This is a genomic window from Arenibacter sp. P308M17, assembly GCF_003426735.1.
In the GTDB taxonomy this organism is placed as follows: Bacteria; Bacteroidota; Bacteroidia; order Flavobacteriales; family Flavobacteriaceae; genus Arenibacter.
Genome location: NZ_QVON01000004.1, coordinates 235489 through 255877, shown reverse-complemented (window position 1 = coordinate 255877; position 20389 = coordinate 235489). Strand labels below are relative to the sequence as shown.

At 39.6% G+C, this 20389-nt stretch carries 20 protein-coding genes; 10 read left to right on the top strand and 10 right to left on the bottom strand.

Going from position 1 to position 20389, the window contains the following annotated elements:
- Positions 1-558: 558 nt before the first annotated feature.
- Both D0S24_RS11830 and D0S24_RS11825 read right to left on the bottom strand, forming a co-directional pair.
- Positions 559-3699: a DUF3427 domain-containing protein gene (locus D0S24_RS11830; RefSeq protein ID WP_117020071.1), complete on the bottom strand. Its 3141-nt coding sequence runs from the start codon at positions 3697-3699 to the stop codon at positions 559-561.
- A 123-nt stretch (positions 3700-3822) separates the two neighbouring features.
- On the bottom strand, positions 3823-4083 hold the full coding sequence (locus D0S24_RS11825) for an NUDIX domain-containing protein (RefSeq protein WP_251795780.1): 261 nt from the start codon (positions 4081-4083) through the stop codon (positions 3823-3825).
- A 416-nt stretch (positions 4084-4499) separates the two neighbouring features.
- On the opposite strand from D0S24_RS11825, the gene D0S24_RS11820 reads away from it, so the two are divergent.
- Complete coding sequence (locus D0S24_RS11820) at positions 4500-5132, top strand: 7-carboxy-7-deazaguanine synthase QueE (RefSeq protein ID WP_117020070.1); 633 nt, start codon at positions 4500-4502, stop codon at positions 5130-5132.
- Between the two features lie 588 nt (positions 5133-5720).
- Here the strand turns inward: D0S24_RS11820 and D0S24_RS11815 are convergent.
- The 4 genes from D0S24_RS11815 to D0S24_RS11805 form a co-directional block, all read right to left on the bottom strand.
- Complete coding sequence (locus D0S24_RS11815) at positions 5721-6935, bottom strand: DNA polymerase IV (protein ID WP_117020069.1); 1215 nt, start codon at positions 6933-6935, stop codon at positions 5721-5723.
- Positions 6936-7707: 772 nt separating this feature from the next.
- Positions 7708-7854 (bottom strand): hypothetical protein, encoded by a 147-nt coding sequence (locus tag D0S24_RS21100; protein WP_181938078.1) that lies wholly within the window; start codon positions 7852-7854, stop codon positions 7708-7710.
- A 170-nt stretch (positions 7855-8024) separates the two neighbouring features.
- A complete protein-coding gene (locus D0S24_RS21095) occupies positions 8025-8195 on the bottom strand; it encodes a DUF6747 family protein (protein WP_181938077.1) in 171 nt (56 codons plus the stop codon).
- 358 nt (positions 8196-8553) lie between these two features.
- On the bottom strand, positions 8554-9414 hold the full coding sequence (locus D0S24_RS11805) for an acyl-CoA thioesterase II (RefSeq protein WP_117020067.1): 861 nt from the start codon (positions 9412-9414) through the stop codon (positions 8554-8556).
- A gap of 526 nt (positions 9415-9940) precedes the next feature.
- Between D0S24_RS11805 and D0S24_RS11800 the strand changes: the two genes are divergently transcribed.
- The 9 genes from D0S24_RS11800 to D0S24_RS11760 all read left to right on the top strand — a co-directional run bounded on the left by D0S24_RS11800 (position 9941) and on the right by D0S24_RS11760 (position 18415).
- Positions 9941-10447, top strand: coding sequence for a cytochrome c (locus D0S24_RS11800; RefSeq protein ID WP_117020247.1), 507 nt, complete (start codon positions 9941-9943; stop codon positions 10445-10447).
- Positions 10448-10465: 18 nt separating this feature from the next.
- Entirely contained in the window at positions 10466-11047 is a 582-nt protein-coding gene (locus D0S24_RS11795; RefSeq protein ID WP_117020066.1) for a fasciclin domain-containing protein, read from the top strand.
- A 34-nt stretch (positions 11048-11081) separates the two neighbouring features.
- Positions 11082-13043 (top strand): Sec-dependent nitrous-oxide reductase, encoded by a 1962-nt coding sequence (nosZ, locus tag D0S24_RS11790; RefSeq protein WP_117020065.1) that lies wholly within the window; start codon positions 11082-11084, stop codon positions 13041-13043.
- A gap of 297 nt (positions 13044-13340) precedes the next feature.
- Positions 13341-13985 carry a hypothetical protein gene (locus D0S24_RS11785; RefSeq protein WP_117020064.1) on the top strand — a complete coding sequence of 215 codons (645 nt, stop codon included), beginning with the start codon at positions 13341-13343 and terminating at the stop codon, positions 13983-13985.
- A 9-nt stretch (positions 13986-13994) separates the two neighbouring features.
- A complete protein-coding gene (locus D0S24_RS11780) occupies positions 13995-14429 on the top strand; it encodes a nitrous oxide reductase accessory protein NosL (protein WP_117020063.1) in 435 nt (144 codons plus the stop codon).
- Between the two features lie 16 nt (positions 14430-14445).
- Complete coding sequence (locus tag D0S24_RS11775; RefSeq protein ID WP_117020062.1) at positions 14446-15684, top strand: nitrous oxide reductase family maturation protein NosD; 1239 nt, start codon at positions 14446-14448, stop codon at positions 15682-15684.
- On the top strand, positions 15681-16391 hold the full coding sequence (locus D0S24_RS11770) for an ABC transporter ATP-binding protein (protein WP_117020061.1): 711 nt from the start codon (positions 15681-15683) through the stop codon (positions 16389-16391). Before D0S24_RS11775 ends, D0S24_RS11770 begins: the two co-directional genes overlap by 4 nt.
- Positions 16384-17166, top strand: a complete 783-nt coding sequence (locus D0S24_RS11765; RefSeq protein ID WP_117020060.1) for an ABC transporter permease — start codon at positions 16384-16386, stop codon at positions 17164-17166. Before D0S24_RS11770 ends, D0S24_RS11765 begins: the two co-directional genes overlap by 8 nt.
- Positions 17167-17197: 31 nt before the next feature.
- A complete protein-coding gene (locus D0S24_RS11760; RefSeq protein WP_117020059.1) occupies positions 17198-18415 on the top strand; it encodes a hypothetical protein in 1218 nt (405 codons plus the stop codon).
- Here the strand turns inward: D0S24_RS11760 and D0S24_RS11755 are convergent.
- The 4 genes from D0S24_RS11755 to D0S24_RS11740 all read right to left on the bottom strand — a co-directional run bounded on the left by D0S24_RS11755 (position 18412) and on the right by D0S24_RS11740 (position 20293).
- A complete protein-coding gene (locus D0S24_RS11755) occupies positions 18412-18810 on the bottom strand; it encodes a group III truncated hemoglobin (RefSeq protein ID WP_117020058.1) in 399 nt (132 codons plus the stop codon). The genes D0S24_RS11760 and D0S24_RS11755 overlap by 4 nt on opposite strands.
- 370 nt (positions 18811-19180) lie before the next feature.
- Positions 19181-19522 carry a 2Fe-2S iron-sulfur cluster-binding protein gene (locus D0S24_RS11750; protein ID WP_117020057.1) on the bottom strand — a complete coding sequence of 114 codons (342 nt, stop codon included), beginning with the start codon at positions 19520-19522 and terminating at the stop codon, positions 19181-19183.
- A 6-nt stretch (positions 19523-19528) separates the two neighbouring features.
- A complete protein-coding gene (locus D0S24_RS11745; protein WP_117020056.1) occupies positions 19529-19813 on the bottom strand; it encodes a hypothetical protein in 285 nt (94 codons plus the stop codon).
- A gap of 18 nt (positions 19814-19831) precedes the next feature.
- Complete coding sequence (locus D0S24_RS11740; RefSeq protein WP_117020246.1) at positions 19832-20293, bottom strand: hemerythrin domain-containing protein; 462 nt, start codon at positions 20291-20293, stop codon at positions 19832-19834.
- Positions 20294-20389 lie beyond the last annotated feature (96 nt).

Here is a 20389-nt window from a genome sequence, read left to right as displayed (position 1 = left end):
TGTTCCCGCCGGGTATGCAAAAAAAACTAATTCTGTTTATGCCCATTTCATAAACAAAAATAATTGAAAAATAATAAGAGTAATTTTTTAGTACATGACAAAATTCCATTTCGCAAGATTTTCCTCAATTTTTGACCCCGACCCTAAAGGGAGAAATCAAGGAAAATCAGGCTCCCCTGCCTACCGGACAGGCAAGCTTTAGGGTTTGGGGTAAAACGGATTTTCCGATAAACCTTGTTAAGACGATTTTTGTCATGTACTTAGGTGTATTTTATAATTTCAGTCCTATCCTTTTTAGGAGAGCATTATATTCAACATTTTTTCTTTAATAACGCAAGATACTTTTTGTTTTTAAGGAAAATTGGTTGTGGCACGAGCGTGGAAAAGGTGTTGAGGCACGAGCCTGCCTAACGGACAGGTAGGCGCACAAGGTTACGAATCCCTTGTTTATTTTACCTGTGAATTGCAGAAATGAACGAACATTTTGTTCTAAAATCCTAGCCCCATATTGTTCATAAATATCTGCTAGTGCAAGACCTGGAATAATTGTAAAAGATGCTACCCAACTCTCAATTTCGCAGCATCTTTCCATAAATAGTGTGGCATAGGTTCATTCAATCCCCATTTAATACTCATGGGTTTAGCGCCATAGTGATCTTTTAATATTCCTTCACCTACAAATACATACCCCATTGTGTTTCCGTATTCATCTTTATTCTTCTCACGAACGAATAGTAAAATTTTCTTTTTCTCACTCTTGTGTTTAATATATGAAAGACCTTTTGGTGTATCAGGTCCAGCTGAATTTTGACTTTGCCAATGAAATAATGTTTCATTGATCGCATAATCATCATACATGGTGGTTGGCGAAAAGTTTTCTTCAGACTTAATAAGATTTATAAATAGTAGCTCAGTGTTTAATTCTGAATTTTCTGCTACTCCTTCTCGACTTGGTGACTTTCGCTGGAAAGTACTTAAACGAAATGCTGCCAAGATTTGGTCTCTTGTATAGCGAGCGTGAACTTTTAATGGCTGCTGGTATGGTAAAGTGATTTCTATTTCCTTAAAATCTATTTTATCTATAAGAATTTCAAGTACTTCAATTATCTCTTCGACTAGTATTATATTTTTCCCAACTTCTTTAATGCTTCGTTCGAGAGATTCAAACCCACCAGCCGTTTGCCATATGTCATAGTGTAACATTAAAAGCATTTGTCGCTCCAGTTCAGTGAAATCTGAAAGGTTAACATTAAAGTTCTTTTTTGCAAGATTCAATACAAACTGAAAATAGCTATTTGAACTGCATGACAACCATTTACTAGAAATAGCCCTAACAATTTCTTTTTCATAGTTCGAGGTAAATTCATTCAACTTCCCTGCGTCATGGCATAATCTTTTCCATCCGCCACGTTTATAAATCGTTTGCAGGGGTATATTATATAAGCTTACAAAGTTTTTCAAATTCAACGCTAAGGTTGATTGATGCTGAAAATTTTGAATTTTCTGAATTAATTGATTTCTGTTGACTGATGTTGCCGTACTAATATTTTCTAAAATAGTTTGCTTGGCCTTTTTTTCTAAGATAATCGAACATCCGAGTGGTAAATGAGGAAAATTATCTTCTATTTCTTTTTTTACCGTTCTAGCTGTTTTACCAATTAAAGCACGAAACTTATTTTCAAAATTGTATTCTGGTCTTGAATTTCCGACAAAATCTAGAACAGTAAGGCAGTCTTTATTTTCAGCTAATCGCAATCCTCTACCAAGCTGTTGCAAAAAGATGGTCAAACTTTCGGTAGGTCTTAAAAAAAGTACTGTGTCTATTTCAGGTATGTCAATTCCTTCATTAAAAATATCTACAACAAAAAGATAATTAATATCCTTACTAAGTAATTGGTTTCTGATCTTATCTCTATTTTGATTGTTTGCACTAGTAAGGTAGTCGGCTTTAAGACCAGGTAAGCAAAATTTTTCTGCCATATACCTGGCGTGTTCCATTGATACACAAAAACCAATAGCACGAACATCATTCAAGTCTTTAGTGTACTTCTCTAGGGTATCTATAATTTCTCTGACTCTTCTATCATTTGCAGTGTAGATAGATGATAATTCACTAGCAATATAGCGTCCTCTTTCCCAGCCAACATTAGTAAGATCTATACTATCTGTTATACCAAAATATTGAAAGGGACACAAAAGCTTTCTATTTAAAGCTTCGGGCAATCGAATTTCTGCCGCGATTCTATTTTGAAAATCTTCTTGAATATCGCCTCCGTCCATTCTTTCCGGAGTTGCAGTTAGGCCAAGCAATATTTTGGGTTGGAAATAATCGAGTATACCGCGATAGCTATTGGCAGTCATGTGATGACATTCATCAATAACGATAAAATCGAAAAATTCGGGTGATAAATGAAAGTCTTTTAATCGATTATTGATAGTTTGGACAGATGCGAATATAAATTCATAATTATCCGGCACCAATCCATCTACCCATAATTCTCCAAAATTATTATCTCTCAAAATACCTCTAAAAGTTGTTAAGGATTGCAACAGTATTTCTTTTCTATGGGCGAGAAATAATAGTTTGGCTGATTTGTTTGAAGCCCTAAAGTTCTTATAATCAAAAGCCGAAATTACTGTTTTTCCCGTTCCTGTGGCAGCTACAATTAGATTTTTATTCCTGTCATGAACAGTTCGTTCTACCTCTAATTTTTCTAAAATCTCGGATTGAAATGGGAATGGTTTTATATCAAAAAATGATAGATTTAAATCCGATATTTTTCCTGATTTGCCCTGATTTAAAGATTGGATTAGTTTTTCTTTATGTATGGAATCATCAAATAATTCAAAATCATCACTTTGCCAATAAGAATCAAAAGTCTTTTGAAATTTGTCAATAATGTGTCTAACCTCTTTTGTTGTTATCTTAAGATTCCATTCTAAACCATCTGTTAAGGCTGAGCGAGAAAAATTTGATGACCCAATATAACCTGTATCAAATCCCGAGTTTCTTTTAAACAAGTATGCTTTGGCATGAAGTCTTTCATTTCCAGAGTTGTAAGAAATTTTGACTTGAGTGTTTTCCAGTTTCGAGAGTAACTGAATTGCTTTATAATCTGACGCACCCATGTATGTAGTAGTGATTACTCTTAGCTGACCTCCTTTTCTCGTAAATTCTTCAAATTCTCTTTCAAGAATTATTATTCCTTTAAATTTTATGAATGAAACCAAAAGGTCTATTTTGTCCGATGATAAAATTTCTTTTTTCAACTCACTTTCAAGAGATATTCCAACATTACCACCCGTAAACAATTCGCTGTGCGTTAAACGAGTATATGGCGTTATTTCTTTTAAATGCAAATTGATATCAGAAAAATATGCATCTACTTTAGAAAATACTGCTTTTAAAACTTCGCCTTCAATGGCAATCAAATCATCATCAAATTCTTCTTTTTTGAGTTCATCTTTCAAAAAGGAAATTATTTTGTTGGCAATTTCAATTTGTAATTCAATTTGATTTTCACCCCTAACAATGTTCAATGCGTTTTTAATAGTTTGAGCCAAGTGCTTTGATAGTATTGAAGATGCTTCCTCTTTATCTATTTGAGATTTGTTGATGTAAAAAACATTTTTATCAATATCCCCAAGTTTTTGAGAAACCAATTGCGTAACTAATTCTTCGTAAATTCCTTCCTTCATAATGCTAAATACTCTATTGCAATAGGAACATCAGCTTCAGCCCAATCTAAGTTTAATAATTTACTTTTATCAAGATATTTGAAATCGGCATGTTCTTTTAATTTTAATCTACCTCCAACTTGTTTAGCAATGAATGGAATCAATTCGATAAATATGTTCGGATAAAAAAAGGGGTGAAGGAGTTAACCTTTTCATTAGTTCAATTTCAATATTTAATTCTTCCCTAATTTCTCGTATTAAACAATCTTGTTCAGATTCTCCTTTTTCGATTTTCCCACCTGGAAATTCCCATTTTAAGGGCAATTTCATGTTTTCACTTCTTTGAACCACAAGCACTTGATTTTCACTTTCAATAATTGCACAGGTTACAATGATTTTATTCATACATAAAAGTGTAACAAATTGTTAGTTTTTAAGTAAACTAAAATAGCCCAAAAATTTCGTTTATCTTATTTTTCAATTTACATTATGTTGGTTTCCTTAATTGGTCCGTTTTTGTTTAGATAGTAAAAAGAGGTCCGTATGGTTTATCATAATCAGCTTTTCTTGTAGTAAAAGGTTATTAATCCCCTTCTACCAGTAGTTATAAAAGTTGGGCCTAAATGTTTCCCGACCCCTAAGTCCAAGGCTTCCCATCCGCCCATGCCGGTAGTCAGGGTCGGGACTGCCTTTTCGGCGGTCCCGGGTGAGGCAAAATATTTTTTTTACAATTTTATTTAAAAAATCATGGTTTAGGGCCTCCCAAAATATCTTTTCCTTAATTAGTAGTGCTGGAGCGGGGTATTTTCTATCTTTGCGGCATGGTAAAAGAAGATGTTTTAGCCTTGGTAGATCAGGGCCAGATGCTGCCTCTAATGGAGGAGTTTTACACCATTCAGGGCGAAGGTTTCCACAAGGGGACCGCGGCTTATTTTATTCGTGTGGGCGGTTGCGACGTGGGCTGCCATTGGTGCGATGTGAAGGAAAGTTGGAATGCAGAAACCCACCCACCAACAGGGATAGCCCATATTGTGACCAATGCGGCCAAATATTCCGATACCATTGTCATTACAGGGGGAGAACCCCTTACCTGGGATATGGGCCCCTTAACGGAAGCCCTAAAGGCCAAAAACCTGAAGACCCATATAGAGACTTCCGGAGCCTATCCGCTTTCCGGAACCTGGGATTGGATCTGCCTTTCCCCCAAAAAGAACAAGTTGCCCGAGGGCATTATCTATGACAGGGCGCACGAACTAAAGATGATAGTGTACAATAAGCACGACTTTATCTTTGCCGAGGAACAGGCGGCCAAGACCAATAAGGATTGTATTTTGTACCTGCAGCCGGAATGGAGCGTTAGGGACAAGGTGGTCCCAATGATCGTGGAGTATGTGATGCAAAATCCCAAATGGAAAGTCTCGCTCCAGACCCATAAGTATTTGAATATACCGTAGGCTATTAAAGAGCCAAGAGCCAAGAGCCAAGATTCAAGAGCCAAGAGCCAGTAGCCAGTAGCTTGTATTCATTAGGCAATTGATTAGAACTTCTAGGTTGTTAACGGTTCATTGCTAATTTACTGTAATCTCTTCTATCTTGGTTCTAGATTCTAGGTTCTCTTTTCCCACTGCTCATTCCCACTACTGAAAACAGACTGCCCACAAGGATGTTAACACTCCAATTGGCAGATTGCCGTGTTTCGCCTACCTGTCGGCAGCGAAACTCGCAATGACGGAACTACTTTGAACATCTAGTTTCTAGGCTCTAGATTCCAGATTCTCTTTTCCCACTGCTCATTCCCACTACTCAAAACTGCCCACCCACTACTGATTACTGTAATCTCTTCTAATCTCTAGTATCCAGATTCCAGATTCTAGGTTCTTTTTCTCTCACTACTCAATTCTCACTTCTCAATACTGATTACTGCCCACTGCTCACTGCTAATTGTTCATTGGAATCTCTTCCAGTCTCCAGTCTCCAGATTCTTGGTTCTTTTTTTAAAACCTGAACTTTGAACTTTCCAACTTTGAACTTTGGATACAGCCTCACTGTTTCCGATGTGCCAATACAATAGGGGGCTGCCCGTTGAACGGATTGTGCATTCTGCCAATGGTCTTGGCATCCATGCCGGAGGCCCTTATAACGCTTTTGTCCCCATAGCGTTCCCTAATCCTGTCCAGGGCGTTGTACAGGTTTAGTATTTCTTCGGTATCATCAAATAGATCTATCTGGTAATTGCCATGTACCAGATGGCTGAAACGAATACCGATAAGCCTGATCAACAACCTTTTGTTGTACAATGTATTGAAAAGGTCCAAAATTTGGGGAATCAGGATATGGTCCGCACTGGTGTACGGAATCTTCAATTGTTTGGAATAGGTGTTAAAATCCGAATAGCGGATCTTAACGGCAATGCAGGCCGTAAGTTTTTTTCCCCTTCGCAACTGATAGGCCAGATTCTCGGTCATAGCTATAAGGATTCCCCTTAATTTAACCACATCTATGGTGTCCCTATCAAAAGTACGTTCGGTGGAAATGGATTTGCGTTCGGAAAAAGGAATAACAGGGGTGTTGTCTATACCATTGGCCCGTTTCCATATTACGCCCCCATTGGCGCCCAATACCCGTTGCATCATTTCCATGGGCATTTCTTGGATGGTCTTTATTTGACGCAATCCCAAATTGCGGAGGGTCTGATAGGTCTTGTCACCTACCATTGGTATTTTTTTAATGGATAAGGGCGCCAAAAAAGATTTTTCCTGGCCTATTTCTATTTTTAGTTGATTGTTGGGTTTGGCCTCATTGGTAGCTACTTTGGATACTACCTTGTTTACCGATAGGCCAAAGGAAAGGGGAAGTCCGGTTTCCTTGATAATTTTATGGCGCAGTTCGGTGGAGAATTGATGGCAACCATAAAAACGGTCCATTCCCGTAAGATCTGCATAAAATTCATCTATGCTCGATTTTTCGAAGACCGGTACCTGCTCCTTGATAATATCGGCCACTATATCCGAATGTTTGCTGTAGGTTCCCGCATTCCCTTTTATGACAAAGGCCTCCGGACAGAGTTCTTTGGCCATTTTCATGGGCATGCCGGAATGTACCCCAAAACCTCTGGTCTCGTAGCTACATGCGGCTACCACCCCTCTGTTGCCAACCCCGCCAACAAGTATGGGCCTATGCTCCAATTTACGGTCCTGAAGTCGCTCTACGGATACAAAAAAGGTATCCAAATCCAAATGAAGTATTGTTTTGTTCATGGCATACCTAAAAAAAAGGTATGCTAAATTATGGAATATTTCCAATATATTGGATAAAATCCATAATTTATTTTAAGATCAATTTTATTCTTGGACCAATAAAAAAAATCTGTCAGGCTTAGATTGTTCAAGTGGGAAAATAATAAAAGAATAATGTCTATTCGTTGTGTTCAGGCAAAAATTGTAATTACAATAAATTGCCTTCATTTTAATTCATGGAAAGAATCGATTGAAATTTATATTTAAATCATTTTTCATTTTCTTTGCTTGTCCAAAGAAACCGACGCAGGAGGTTCATGAATACCTTTTTCCAAAATAGAGGGGCAATGAATAAAACGAAACAAACCCGCCTTGCCGTCGGGCAGGAGAAAAGACCCTTCTTCACTATGTGGTCCCTAAAATCTCTGGATTTTAAGGACCGATGCCATGGCCTAAATTATTTCCAAGGCTTCAATAATTCTCTACGGCCATGCCATCTCCACTACGGAAGAAGATGAACCCAGCATCGGGCCTTGCAGACAATTTTCAAAAGGAATATAAAATCAGCCTAGCCCAGGCCATAGCTGGCTCCTCTAACCAAGGTACACTGTACCTTGGTTCTTCGGCCCTGGTCGTTTTTTTGGCGATGCAAAAAATGAACAGAGCATGTATTTGGATAGCAAATTCTATCTTTTTGTACACACAGCTTTAGGGATTGATCCCTACAAACCATCAAAAAAAACAGTACAGTATTCAGGGTTGCGGAATCCCATGATTCTGCAACAATGCCATGTTATTCAAAAGTGTATAACAAAATGGAGAACAAGGCCAGGAAAAAGCATAGGAAGACCAAGATCAATAATAATTTTAGTGTCATTGGAACCTCGATCCCATCACTTTTCCCCACCAATAATTCCCTTAAATATTCCATACCTTTCATCTGATTAGTTTTATTGTTTTTAACCCCGATAATTATCGGGAGTCAGATGCAATTCGCCAATACACTTTACCCACAATCCCTTTGGTCGGATTCCGATTTTCTTGAATCTTCAATTTTGTTTATGTCCCAAAAAAATCATGGTCCGTTTCATGCTATTGCACTTTTGCTTATTAATCCCAAACGAATCCAGTGGTCAATCTAAATATGAAAGCGTACAACACTACGGCAAACATAGCCACGCTGAACCACATGAACGCTTTGAAATAATTTTTAACAATAATGTTCCCTAGGTTTTTGAATCCTTCGGCATAAATTTCTTTTACGAGTAAAATTGTTTTCATACTTTTTGTTTAAAATTATAGGACAAAGTTCGACCGGTCTTGCCCCAAACAGAAATTTAGTGGTCAAAAAGGAGAAAAAAATGGTTGAAAAACGAGAGGAATATTTTTGTGCGGACAAACGGTAATTTACCAAGGATAAACCGCAGATGCCTGCAATGGCGCAAATGTTATCTTAAAGGTGATATTGGTAATTGGTCGATGGGAAGCTCATCTGTCTAACCCTATTTATAGAATGTTTGAGTAAGTTTGGCCTAAAAGAATACCTTTCAAAAAGAATGGTTTTGGGTTTGTCCATAAATAATTGGGCCAAAAAATAGGGATTGGTCCATTTTCAGATAATATGGTGGTGTTATGAAGTTTACCCTGTGCTGCGCATTAACCCCTCCTGTGCCACAGAGGCCACTAGAGCCCCATTTCTGTCAAAAATACTGCCCCTGGAAAAACCTCTGGAATTGCTGGCACTGGGACTGTCCATAGTGTACAACAGCCATTCGTCTATCTTAAAACTGCGGTGGAACCATAGGGCATGGTCTATACTGGCATAAAATGTCTTTCCTTTTCTGAGGGCTTCACGATGGGGAAGGGAAGCGGTCGTTAGGATGTTGTAGTCGGAGACATAGGCCAACAATTGCTGCTGCAGGGGCAAATTGCCCCTTACCTTTTCCGTAGCGCGCATCCACATATGGTTAAATGGAGGGCCATCTTTAGAAAGCAGGGAGGTTAACCGTTCCACGGGCTTAAACTCGAATACTTTGGGATGGGTGAGCTTTATAAGGTTATAGGAGTCCGGATCCGTTTTTTTCAACTCTTCTATCTGCTCCAAACTGTTCATCAACTTTTTAGGGGTTATCAGGTTGGGCATGGTTATTTGGTGCTCTACACCATCCTCCCTGACCTGAAAGGAGGCTGCCATGTTAAAAATGGCCTTTCCCTTCTGCTTGGCAACCACCCTGCGGGTGGTAAAACTACGGCCGTTCCTTAAAAAATCTACTTCATAGGTAATGGGAATGCTCAGGTCGCCCCCCAAAAGGAAATACCCGTGCATGGAGTGTGCAGTCCGATCATCGGTAACCGTTTGGTAGGCGGCATGCAAAGACTGTCCCAATACCTGCCCTCCAAAGACCCTGCCCCAGGGTGCCTGATAGTTTTGTCCCACAAAGGTATTATCGTTTATGCGTTCTAAACTTAGTAATTGTATAAGTTCTTCTAAATTGCCCATATGCTGTTATCGATTCAAAATTAGGCTAAGTGGTCGGCAATGGACCCTTCAATATTATTGCAAATCTAACCCTATCCCACTCTTGGACCTTCAATTTTAAGATCGAAGTAATTTAAAACGGGCCACAAAATTATCAAGTCCCATAGCGCCATTGTTTCCGTTGAAGTGTTTTTACTAAGATATGTAAAAGATTTAAAAGGCAAAGGAGTCGGGACTTTTTCCTGTTGATCGGCAATCATAGGGTTTAAAGAATGAATCATGCAGCATAATGATAATCAATATTTTATCTGTTTTTAACGGATTATTTGGTGTAAAAGGGCAAGGTATTTTATCTTATTGTAAAAAAAATAAGGATAAAAAGATGTTTTTATCCTTTAATATGATTTTTATCATATTTTTTGTTTCTATCCAAGGCTAATTTTGTCCCAATAAATTGTTAAAAATTACAAGCTATGCAGAAAATCATACTTATGACCAAGGTTCAAAACCAATAAAAACGACCATTAAAAACAATAAATATTTATATATGAAAATAATTTTAAAAAGTAGCGCAGTTCTTTTTTCTGTTTTGATGATGGGCTGTGGTGGTAAGGAAGAAAAGAAAAAAGAAGGTTTTAGTGTGGACAGGGCAAAAACCACAACGGAACAAGCATCACCGGCACCTACCACCTCGGATACAAAACCCTCTGAAACCATCGATTTGACCAACAAGGGAGTGGGGCCCATTACCTCAGTAAGTTTGACCGCCGAGGTGGACCAGGAAATGGCCAAAAAGGGAGAGGAAGTGTATAATCAAATGTGTTTGGCCTGCCATAGGGTAGATAAAAAATTTATAGGGCCAGCCCCAAAAGGCATATTGGAAAGACGTAGTCCGGAATGGGTCATGAATATGATATTGAACCCTGAGGTCATGGTAAAGGAGGATCCTTTGGCCAAAGCTCTATTAGCGGAATTTAACGGCGCACCCATGGCCAATCAAAGTCTGACCGAAGAAGAGGCCCGGGCAGTATTGGAATTCTTTAGAACCTTATAACCAAAAATACATAGCATTATGTTCCCGACAACCAATTTAAAAACATTGATAGTATCGTTTCTGATGCTGGGCGTTTTGTTCAGTTGTAAAAACGAACCAAAGACGGCAACGGCCCCTACTAATGGTAAAGCCGTAACAAAGGAAGTTGAGCAGCAGGGCCAGGCCTTTATCGCCGATGATGGTTCCACCCCCAATGTTCTGCAGATTGCTATGGGTTCCCCAGACCATTCCACCTTGGTGGCAGCGGTGCAGGCCGCGGAATTGGAAAACGCCCTGGTAAATGCAGGTCCCTTGATGGTATTTGCGCCCACCAATGAAGCGTTTGCGGCCTTGCCTGCAGGCACAGTGGAAGATCTTTTAAAACCGGAGAACAAAGATGCTTTGGCCAATATTCTAAAATATCATGTTACCGCCGGCAATTACAGCAAGGAATTTTTAATGAAGTTTAAAAAATTGGGGCAGGCCAATGATCAGAACGTTGCCGTTGAGGTAGTTGGGGACGATGTTTTTGTAGGGGGCGCCAAAATTTTAGCCAGTGTACCTGCGGGCAATGGAATAGTACATGTGGTAGACAAGGTAATATTGCCCCCAACAGAATAATTATAGAACTCAATAATCAATTAAATCAAAAACAATGAAAAAGCATACCTATTTAGTATTGGGACTCTTGGGCTTTGCCGCCTTATTGACCGGTTGCGGTAACGGGAATCAGGGCAAAAGTTCTTCAGGAGCATTAAATTCGAGCAATGCCGAAAAAGTTTATGTGGCCCCTGGGGAACATGACGAGTTTTACGCCTTTTTTTCCGGGGGATATAGTGGCAACCTAACCGTCTACGGCTTGCCTTCCGGACGTATGTTCAAGGAAATTCCCGTATTCTCACAATTTGCCACCTCGGGCTACGGCTATTCTGAAGAAACAAAGCCTATGTTAAATACCTCTCACGGGTTTGTGCCATGGGATGACGCCCATCACCCTGATATTAGTCAGACCAATGGTGAATTGGATGGAAGATGGATCTTTATAAATGGGAATAACACACCGAGGATTGCAAGGATAAGCCTCACTACCTTTGAAACAGAAGAAATCATTGAGGTACCCAATAGTGCCGGTAACCACAGTTCATCCTTTGTTACTGAGAATTCTGAGTATGTGGTGGCCGGAACGCGTTTTTCAGTGCCTATTCCACAGCGTGATATCCCCATAAACGAATATAAAGGAAACTTTCAAGGAGCTTTGTCTTTCATTAGTGTTGAGCCGGAACACGGTAGTATGGATATTAAATTCCAGATCATAATGCCCGGGTTTAATTATGATCTTTCGCATCCTGGACGTGGTAAATCCCATGGTTGGTTCTTCTTTACTACGTATAATACCGAAGAGGCCAGTACCTTGCAAGAAGTGAATTCTTCCCAGAACGATAAGGATTTTATTGCCGCCATAAACTGGAAAAAAATTGAAGCGTATGTTAACAACGGTGGAGGAACAAAAATGCCCGCCAACTATGCACATAATGTATATGATGAGTCTACGCATACCGCAACAAGTACCATGAAAAAGGAAGTTCTTACCGTAAACCCCTTAGATGTACCCGGTGCCGTATTCTTTTTGCCAACTCCAAAATCGCCCCACGGTTGTGACGTAGATCCTTCTGGACAATATATCATTGGTAATGGTAAATTATCTGCGGACCTAACGGTACATTCCTTTGATAATATGATTGCTGCCATTGAGGATAAAAAGTTTGATGGGGAGGCCTATGGCATTCCCATCCTTAAATTTGAGGATGTGCTGGCCGGAACCGTAAAAAGTGGGGGTCTTGGACCATTGCATACCGAGTTTGATGCTGAAGGGAATGCATATACCACATTCTTTATTTCTTCCGAAGTTGTAAAATGGAAACTAGGGACATGGGAGGTGATCGATAGAAAACCTACCTATTACTCTGTAGGTCACTTGATGATTCCAGGTGGAAATTCAAGAAAGCCTTTTGGTAAGTACGTAGTGGCGCTTAATAAGATTACCAAGGATAGATATTTGCCAGTTGGGCCGGAGATGGAACACTCGGCTCAGATTTATGATATCTCTGGCGAAAAAATGGAACTTCTTTATGATTTCCCCACCCATGGCGAGCCACATTACGCGGCAGGAATCCCAGCTGAACTTTTAGCTCCCAAATCTAAAAAGTTTTATAAACTGGCAGATAACAAGCACCCTTACGCCACCTTAGGGGCGGCCGATTCCAAAGTAGTGCGTGAAGGTAAGGATGTACACGTTTATATGTCAACCATCCGAAGCCATTTTACACCGGATAATATTGAAGGAGTCAAGGTGGGAGACAAAGTATATTTTCATATAACGAACCAAGAGCAGGATTTTGATGTACCGCACGGTTTTGCCATAATAGGAGCCAACACTTCGGAATTGTTGGTAATGCCGGGTCAGACCAAGACCATTGTTTGGGAGCCCAAGCAAGTTGGGGTATGGCCGTTCTATTGTACCGATTTCTGTTCCGCGCTTCACCAAGAGATGCAGGGCTATGTTAGGGTATCACCGGCAAATTCCAATTTGGAACTTTCCTGGTCCCTAGGCGATTAAGGCTACTTATTATTGGTTTTTAGCATAAAAAGCGGGTCTGGTTTAAGAAACTGCCCGCTTTTTTAACAAGTTGAAGAAAGGGACGACCATCCAGAACATTGTTCGATTTGTAAATGAACTCATCTTGACTTTTTGTTTTCAACCAAAAAGTTATGCCTTTGTATCCTAATGAAGCCTTTTTGGAGCAGCATAGCAGCGCTACGGTGAGAGAAAAAGACAAAATTAGGATGCAAAATGATGATTTTACAGGTAATAGAAAAAGTTAAGATGAGTTCAATAATAAAATGACAATAGGAAATGAAAAACGCAAGTATACTAATGATCGTTGGTCCATTACTTCTTTTGGGACTGTTTGCCTTTCCCCTATGGAACATTATGCTGGGAGCACCTCAATATCCAGAACCATTGGGCATGAATATCCATATTTCTGGAATAGAGGGAGTCTCGGAATTTGATCTTCAGAATATAGACGGATTAAATCACTATATTGGTATGAAGACCATACCCAAATCTGGGGAAATGTGGGAATTTGATGTTTTTCCCAAAGTTATTATAGGAATGGTGGTACTTGGAGTACTTATAGGACTATTGGGATTCTTGGGAAAAGTAGATTTTAAATGGTTCTTGGGCTGGTTTGTTCTCATGTCCGTTTTAGGAATTTTGGGCATGTACGACTTTAATGAATGGCTTACCGATTATGGTTCCAACCTAGATCCACATGCCATTATCAAGGTTGTCAATGAGGATGGAACCCCTATGACCTATAAACCACCCCTGTTGGGATACCAAAAAATGTTGAATTTTGATGTAACCTCCCTTCCCAGTACCGGTGCCTACATGATGTTTATTGGAATGTCACTTACATTGGTAGCATTCTCTATGGGATGGAAGAGCACGGGATTAAGCGCAAACCGGCCATCCAAAAAACCGGCCACTACATAATTTTAAGATATGGCGAACTATAGAATAGTAGTGTTTTTGTTTTTATTGTTGGCAACGTCCTGCAGTGTTGGCCCTAAACCTATTGCCTATGGGTCCGATGGATGTCATTTTTGTAGTATGACCATTGTGGATCGGCAACATGCCGCTGAAATTGTTACGGATAAAGGCAAGGTCTTTAAGTTTGATTCCAGTGAATGCATGATGAATCATCTTAAGGAGATAGACCGGAATCAGATTGCCCTTTATTTGGTGAACGACTACAATCAACCAGGGAAATTGATAGATGCCAAAGAGGCAATCTATATGATCAGCGAGCGTATTCCCAGTCCCATGGGGGAATTTTTAACGGCCTTTAAGACGGAGCAGGAAGCAGTGGATGCCTTAATGACGAATGGGGGGGATCTCTTTACCTGGGAGCAATTGAAACTAAGGTTTAAACAATAGAAATCCCCTTAAGAAAATGGGCAGGATAAAAATAATTTTCTGGTTTTTAATATGTCTTTTTGGGAATCATTTATGGGCAGGGACCATCACGGTCTGTAATTCCTGTGAGGTGAAATCCATCAAGAAGGGGATAGCCGTGGCAGCCGATTTTGACACAATCTTGATCAAAAAAGGAACCTATAGGGAATTTAATATTCAAGTAACCAAACCCTTGACCATTATTGGGGAGAACTATCCCGTGATCGATGGCGAAGATAAGGGGGAGATCATGACCATAGTTTCGAACAATGTTACTATAGACGGTCTTTTCATCATAAACGTGGGCACTAGTTATACGGCCGATTATGCCGCTATCAGGGTGGTGCAGAGCGAAAACTTTTTAATACAGAACGTAGTGCTGGAAAAGCTGTTTTTTGGAATCTATTTGGAGAAAAGCAAGAACGGAAAGGTCTACCACAATAAAATCATAGGCGATGCCGTGGATGAATACAATTCGGGGAACGGCATTCAATTATGGTACTCACAGAATATAGTTGTGGAGCGCAATATTGTTCAACATGTAAGGGATGGTATCTACTTGGAATTCTCGGACAATATTACCATAGAGAACAATATTAGTTCGGACAACCTTCGCTACGGGCTGCACTTTATGTTCTCCAATGATGACATTTATAAGGACAATACCTTTGAGAATAATGGGGCAGGGGTAGCGGTCATGTTTTCCAAAAGGATAAAAATGCTGGGCAATACCTTTAAAAAAAATTGGGGCACCACTTCCTTTGGGGTGTTGTTGAAAGAGATCAATGATGCGGAGCTTACGGGCAATACCTTTGAAGATAATACTGTGGGTATCAGTATTGAAGGCTCCAATCGGATAATTTATTCAAAAAATAATTTTATTAGAAATGGATGGGCCATAAAGGTTCGTGGAGCCTGTTATACCAATACTTTTATCCATAATAATTTTATGTACAATTCCTTTGATCTGGCCTACAACAGCAATTTGAACGACAATATTTTTGAGGAAAATTATTGGAGTGGCTATACAGGTTACGATCTGGATAGGAACGGCACTGGCGATATCCCCTACAGACCGGTAAAATTATTTTCCTATATCGTAAACAGAACCCCCGAAACTATTATTCTGTTACGCAGTCTATTTATGGACATTATCGATTTTTCAGAAAAAGTGTCCCCAGTTTTTACCCTGGACGAATTAGTTGATGCAAAACCCTTAATGAAAAAAATTAAATGATACAGGTTGAAAACCTACATAAGAAGTTTGGTAAAAATGTGGTATTGGCCGAGTTGGAACTCCATATTGACCAAGGCGGAATTTTTGCTGTCCTGGGACCCAATGGTTCCGGTAAAACAACTTTGATAAAAACAGTGCTGGGGATGGTACTTCCCAATAAAGGAACCATATCCGTAATGGATTCATCTGTTCGAGATAAATGGAAGTATCGCCAAGACATAAATTACCTTCCCCAAATTGCCAATTTCCCGGGAAACCTCAAGGTCAAGGAATTAATAGCCATGATAAAGGATATTAGGCAAAAACCGAGCGACGAACTTAAGTTGATAGGCCTATTTGGATTGGAGTCTTTTTTAGATAAAAAATTGAGCAACCTTTCCGGGGGAACCAAGCAAAAGGTAAATATTGTACTGGCCTTTATGTTCAACAGTCCCTTGATAATTTTGGACGAACCCACCAATGGTCTGGATCCCTTGGCGCTGATCCGTCTAAAGGAACTTATTTTTGAAGAAAAGGCAAAAGGGAAGACCTTTTTGATAACCTCCCATATTATGCAGTTTGTAGAAGAGGTTTCCGACCAGATCGTCTACCTACTTGAAGGTAAAATTTACTTTAAGGGCAGTATTGAGGAATTAAAGACCAAAACCGGACAAAGCAATTTTGAACATGCCATTGCGGCTATATCAACCCACAACAATCATGATTAAGATATTAAAGTATAGTTTCTACGATCTAATGCGTAGCCGTTGGAGTTACGTTTATTTTCTGTTCTATCTGTTGTTGGGCTTTGTATTGTTGTTTTTGAACAATGAGCTCTCCAAGGCCGTTATTACCTTAATGAACGTTATTATTGTTCTGGTACCCTTGATCGGGATTATTTTTGGTGTAATGTATTACTACAATTCCAAGGAATTTACAGAACTACTTTTGGCACAGCCCATTAAAAGATCGTCCATTTTTTTGGGCCAATATTTCGGAGTTGCCGGTTCGTTGACGGTTAGCTTGGTATTGGGCCTGGGCATTCCCTTTATCTTATATGGATTGTTCCAAAGTAATGCCATATGGGATTTTTCACTATTATTGATAACGGGAGCATTTTTAACGCTGATCTTTACTGCTGTTGCCTTTAATATAGCCTTGGCCAACGAGAATAAGATAAAAGGTTTTGGATATGCCGTCCTGGCCTGGTTGTTTTTGGCAGTAATTTATGACGGATTATTTCTAATGTCATTGATCGTTTTTGAGGATTACCCCTTGGATAACCTTTCCTTGATCGCCACGATGTTTAATCCCATAGACCTTTCCAGGACCTTAATTTTGTTAAAACTGGATATTTCGGCTCTTTTGGGGTATACAGGCGCTATTTTTAAGCAGTTTTTTGGGACTAATTTGGGACTGTTTATGTCCATTTTTATGCTGTTCCTTTGGACCATCATCCCCATTTGGCGTTTAGGCTATGTTTCCAAAAGAAAGGATTTTTAATAGTACCTTTAGCTGAATTACATATCATTGCGTGATAGTTACCAAATCCCATATTAAAGTATCCTTGGGCTATTTTTTATTGGCCGCCCTGCTTGGTGTTGTATTGCGGACTTTTGTAATTGCCCCAATACCCATCAATTACCGGTTTTTTGTGCATACCCATTCCCATATAGCCCTTTTGGGCTGGGTGTACATTGCGTTGACCACTTTGTTGTACCATCTTTTTTTGGACAAGCAGGCGGTGGAGAGGAAGTATCGTCAAATTTTTTGGTTTACCCAAATCTGTTTAATAGGCATGTTGTTATCCTTTCCCTTTCAGGGGTATGCCTTGTTTTCCATTCTATTTTCCACTCTTTTCCTGTTGGCCTCCTATTGGTTTTCCGCTTTTTTTTTAAAATACGCGCCGCAATCCTTCAAAGGTACAAAGGCCTATAGCTGTTTAAAATATGCCCTCTGGTTCATGATAGGCTCCAGTATAGGTCCTTGGGCTTTAGGGGCCATAATGACGGTTTTGGGACCTGAATCCATATGGTACCGGTTGGCAATCTATTTCTATTTGCATTTTCAGTATAACGGTTGGATGATTTTGGCACTGTTGGGACTCTTTTTTTACCTGTTGGAACAACTTGGAGCCAATGTTTCCGACAAGATATTTAGTTATTTTTTTCGGACTACGGTCCTGGGAATTATTCTGAGTTTTTTTCTGTCGACCCTGTGGACGGCTCCAGAACCCATATACTATTTTTTGGGAGGCCTGGGGGCTTTATTGCAATTGATGGGCTTTGGGATTCTGATAAGGATATTCCTGGAAAATAAGGCTGCATTGAAATCTGGACTGTCCCGGCCTCAGTTCAATATTTTGAAATTGGTGGCTTTACTTTTACTAATTAAAATGATTTTGCAATGGCTCACCGCCTGGCCCTTCTTTGCAAACTTGGCAGCTACGGTTTTGGATTTTACTATTGGCTATTTACATTGGACCTTTTTGGGGGTCATTAGCCTAGGGTTATTTTTCTTTCTCCAATTTTTTGGATTGATGAAACTGTCCAAAATGGCCATAACCCTGTATTTGATCGGTTTTCTGCTCACGGAAGCCCTTATTTTCTTTAGAGGGATGGCCGCATGGTTGGGATGGCCCTTGTTCGAAGATTATTCCAAATACCTGGCCCTTGGCAGTATTTTGATTCCTATCGCTATACTAGTGATGCTTAGACAATCCATGGGCAAAAGTGCAAAGCGAAGGGTCTAATGGCCTTTTTGCCTGTGTTGGTAAATGTTCATATATAACATAGTGGACATTTTCTGGGCCCTATTTTTTGCAATCCAGGCCACTTCCCCTTCAAAAAGCTCATCTATTGTGGCAAACCATTCGTTTAGCCAAAGTCCAAAATGTTCCGGGGTAATACTATGGTTCATTTTCTTGTCCACCTCCTGGTGAACGGTAATGGGGTTGCCTATATATTTTCGTTTTAAGAGTAATTGACTCTCCCAAAAATCGGTCAATAGCTCCAAGTGACTGTCCCAGTCTTTTATTATGCCATTAAAAATGGGCCCCAATATTTGGTGCTCCCTGATCTTGGCATAAAAACGAATCACCAATAGGTTCACATCCTTTCTTTCCTTAATTTCCGATTTTATCAACATAAGTTTAATCCGTTTGCTCAGGGAATACCGGAAAGGTAGTCCGTTGAATTTAATTTTATACTAATTGGCCATGCAATAAGGGTATTGGCAATCGTGCAAACCCACACATGCAGGTTATAATTTATTTCAACTTTGTTGTTTACGGTTTATTAGAACCCTGCTCCCTATGCTCATCGGGATTAGTTTCCAAAAACTTTGGCAGTCCACAGTTGGCAAAAGGCAGTGGGCATAGAAATCCGTTTTTTGCTTACTGATTACTGCTTACTGCTTACTGCCCAGTTATTGCTCAGTCCCCGCCAAGGAATTCCATTCCGTTTCAAAAGCCCCTGCCTTTGCCGTCCCTAACATTTTTTGCTTTCCTGTAACCGGCCTATTTTAATCCAAAATCATTTTCGTTTATTATTTTGAAAACTAAATTATGTAGTTCGGCATTGATGGGAATTTGGCATGCCAATCTGCTTTGGGGGGAGGCATCGTCCAGTTGGGACAAGGTATGTTTTTCATCGCGCTGCATTTTTGACCCTAAAGAGCCTTCAAGAATTTGTATATGACATGTTCCACACCAGGCCCTACCCTTACAATCTCCCCATTCCTGCGAGTATTTGTCAAAAAGAAGCTCCATGAGGTTATGGTATTCGTTTTGCGTACAAATGGCGGAATTGGTATCCCCAAATTCGTCTATATAAGTAAAAGTGTAGGGTTCCGGCTTCATTTATTTCTAAATAAGAATCCCTACAATGGTCAAGATACTGAAAAGGACGCTTAAAACTAATAGGTTAAAAGTAGTTTTGGCAGTTAATCTGGCCAAAACGGCGCCGTTGTAGGCCATGCATAAAATAGTCACCAGAAAAAGCAAGGTCAACTTGATTGCTGTAGGCATATGGTTCATTAGGACCAGCATGGCGGCAATAGATCCAATACAACTTTGGCCAATAATGGCAATGGTGGAATATCCTGTTTGTTCCCTTTTAAATTCGTTCAATAGCTGATCGTAAAGTCTCATAGTCATCGTATTTTAGTATTACTCCCAAAACCAATCCGTAGTACTTTCCAAAAATTTGGTTTCCTTGTGATGTTCCAAAATGGATTGCAATTGTTGTTCGTTGGCCACTTTTTGAATTTCATTGAACAGTATCCTTTCCTCAAATCGGATATGTTGTTCCAATTCTTCCTCTATATGGTTTAGGGATTTTTCCAATTCGGAAGTGCTCTTAAAAAGGCGTTCTAGTCTCCGGTGTTGTGCAATGGCCTTTTTTACCAAGACGTTATCGTTTCCGAGAATGGGAAAGAGGTGTTTTTCCTCCTCTTCGAAATGTGGGGTCAAATAAGTTCTGTAAAACCAATCTGCGTAGGTCTTTATCCGATCTGTAGATACTCCTTTGGAGAGACCGGTCCTAATTTTCCATGATAGCAATAAACCTTGATGGTGTTCCCGGCTCAAAGGTTGTATGGCCTTATGTCTTTTTATAGGTGTCACTGTCATTTTAACTTGTTTTTGTATGGTTAAATCCAATTTTAAATGGTCATTCCATTTGTGTTTTAAAATTTTATAGTTAAGTGCTTCGTAATCCAATGAGGC

Coding starts and splice junctions, on each gene's coding strand:
- D0S24_RS11825 (WP_251795780.1), bottom strand. CDS start 4,083: ATGAATAAAATCATTGTAACCTGTGCAATTATTGAAAGTGAAAATCAA.
- D0S24_RS11785 (WP_117020064.1), top strand. CDS start 13,341: ATGAAAAACGCAAGTATACTAATGATCGTTGGTCCATTACTTCTTTTG.
- D0S24_RS11745 (WP_117020056.1), bottom strand. CDS start 19,813: ATGAGACTTTACGATCAGCTATTGAACGAATTTAAAAGGGAACAAACA.
- D0S24_RS21095 (WP_181938077.1), bottom strand. CDS start 8,195: ATGAAAACAATTTTACTCGTAAAAGAAATTTATGCCGAAGGATTCAAA.
- D0S24_RS11755 (WP_117020058.1), bottom strand. CDS start 18,810: ATGTTGATAAAATCGGAAATTAAGGAAAGAAAGGATGTGAACCTATTG.
- nosZ (WP_117020065.1), top strand. CDS start 11,082: ATGAAAAAGCATACCTATTTAGTATTGGGACTCTTGGGCTTTGCCGCC.
- D0S24_RS11775 (WP_117020062.1), top strand. CDS start 14,446: ATGGGCAGGATAAAAATAATTTTCTGGTTTTTAATATGTCTTTTTGGG.
- D0S24_RS11780 (WP_117020063.1), top strand. CDS start 13,995: ATGGCGAACTATAGAATAGTAGTGTTTTTGTTTTTATTGTTGGCAACG.
- D0S24_RS11800 (WP_117020247.1), top strand. CDS start 9,941: ATGAAAATAATTTTAAAAAGTAGCGCAGTTCTTTTTTCTGTTTTGATG.
- D0S24_RS11815 (WP_117020069.1), bottom strand. CDS start 6,935: ATGAACAAAACAATACTTCATTTGGATTTGGATACCTTTTTTGTATCC.
- D0S24_RS11795 (WP_117020066.1), top strand. CDS start 10,466: ATGTTCCCGACAACCAATTTAAAAACATTGATAGTATCGTTTCTGATG.
- D0S24_RS11830 (WP_117020071.1), bottom strand. CDS start 3,699: ATGAAGGAAGGAATTTACGAAGAATTAGTTACGCAATTGGTTTCTCAA.
- D0S24_RS11770 (WP_117020061.1), top strand. CDS start 15,681: ATGATACAGGTTGAAAACCTACATAAGAAGTTTGGTAAAAATGTGGTA.
- D0S24_RS11820 (WP_117020070.1), top strand. CDS start 4,500: ATGGTAAAAGAAGATGTTTTAGCCTTGGTAGATCAGGGCCAGATGCTG.
- D0S24_RS11750 (WP_117020057.1), bottom strand. CDS start 19,522: ATGAAGCCGGAACCCTACACTTTTACTTATATAGACGAATTTGGGGAT.
- D0S24_RS11740 (WP_117020246.1), bottom strand. CDS start 20,293: ATGACAGTGACACCTATAAAAAGACATAAGGCCATACAACCTTTGAGC.
- D0S24_RS11805 (WP_117020067.1), bottom strand. CDS start 9,414: ATGGGCAATTTAGAAGAACTTATACAATTACTAAGTTTAGAACGCATA.
- D0S24_RS21100 (WP_181938078.1), bottom strand. CDS start 7,854: ATGAAAGGTATGGAATATTTAAGGGAATTATTGGTGGGGAAAAGTGAT.
- D0S24_RS11765 (WP_117020060.1), top strand. CDS start 16,384: ATGATTAAGATATTAAAGTATAGTTTCTACGATCTAATGCGTAGCCGT.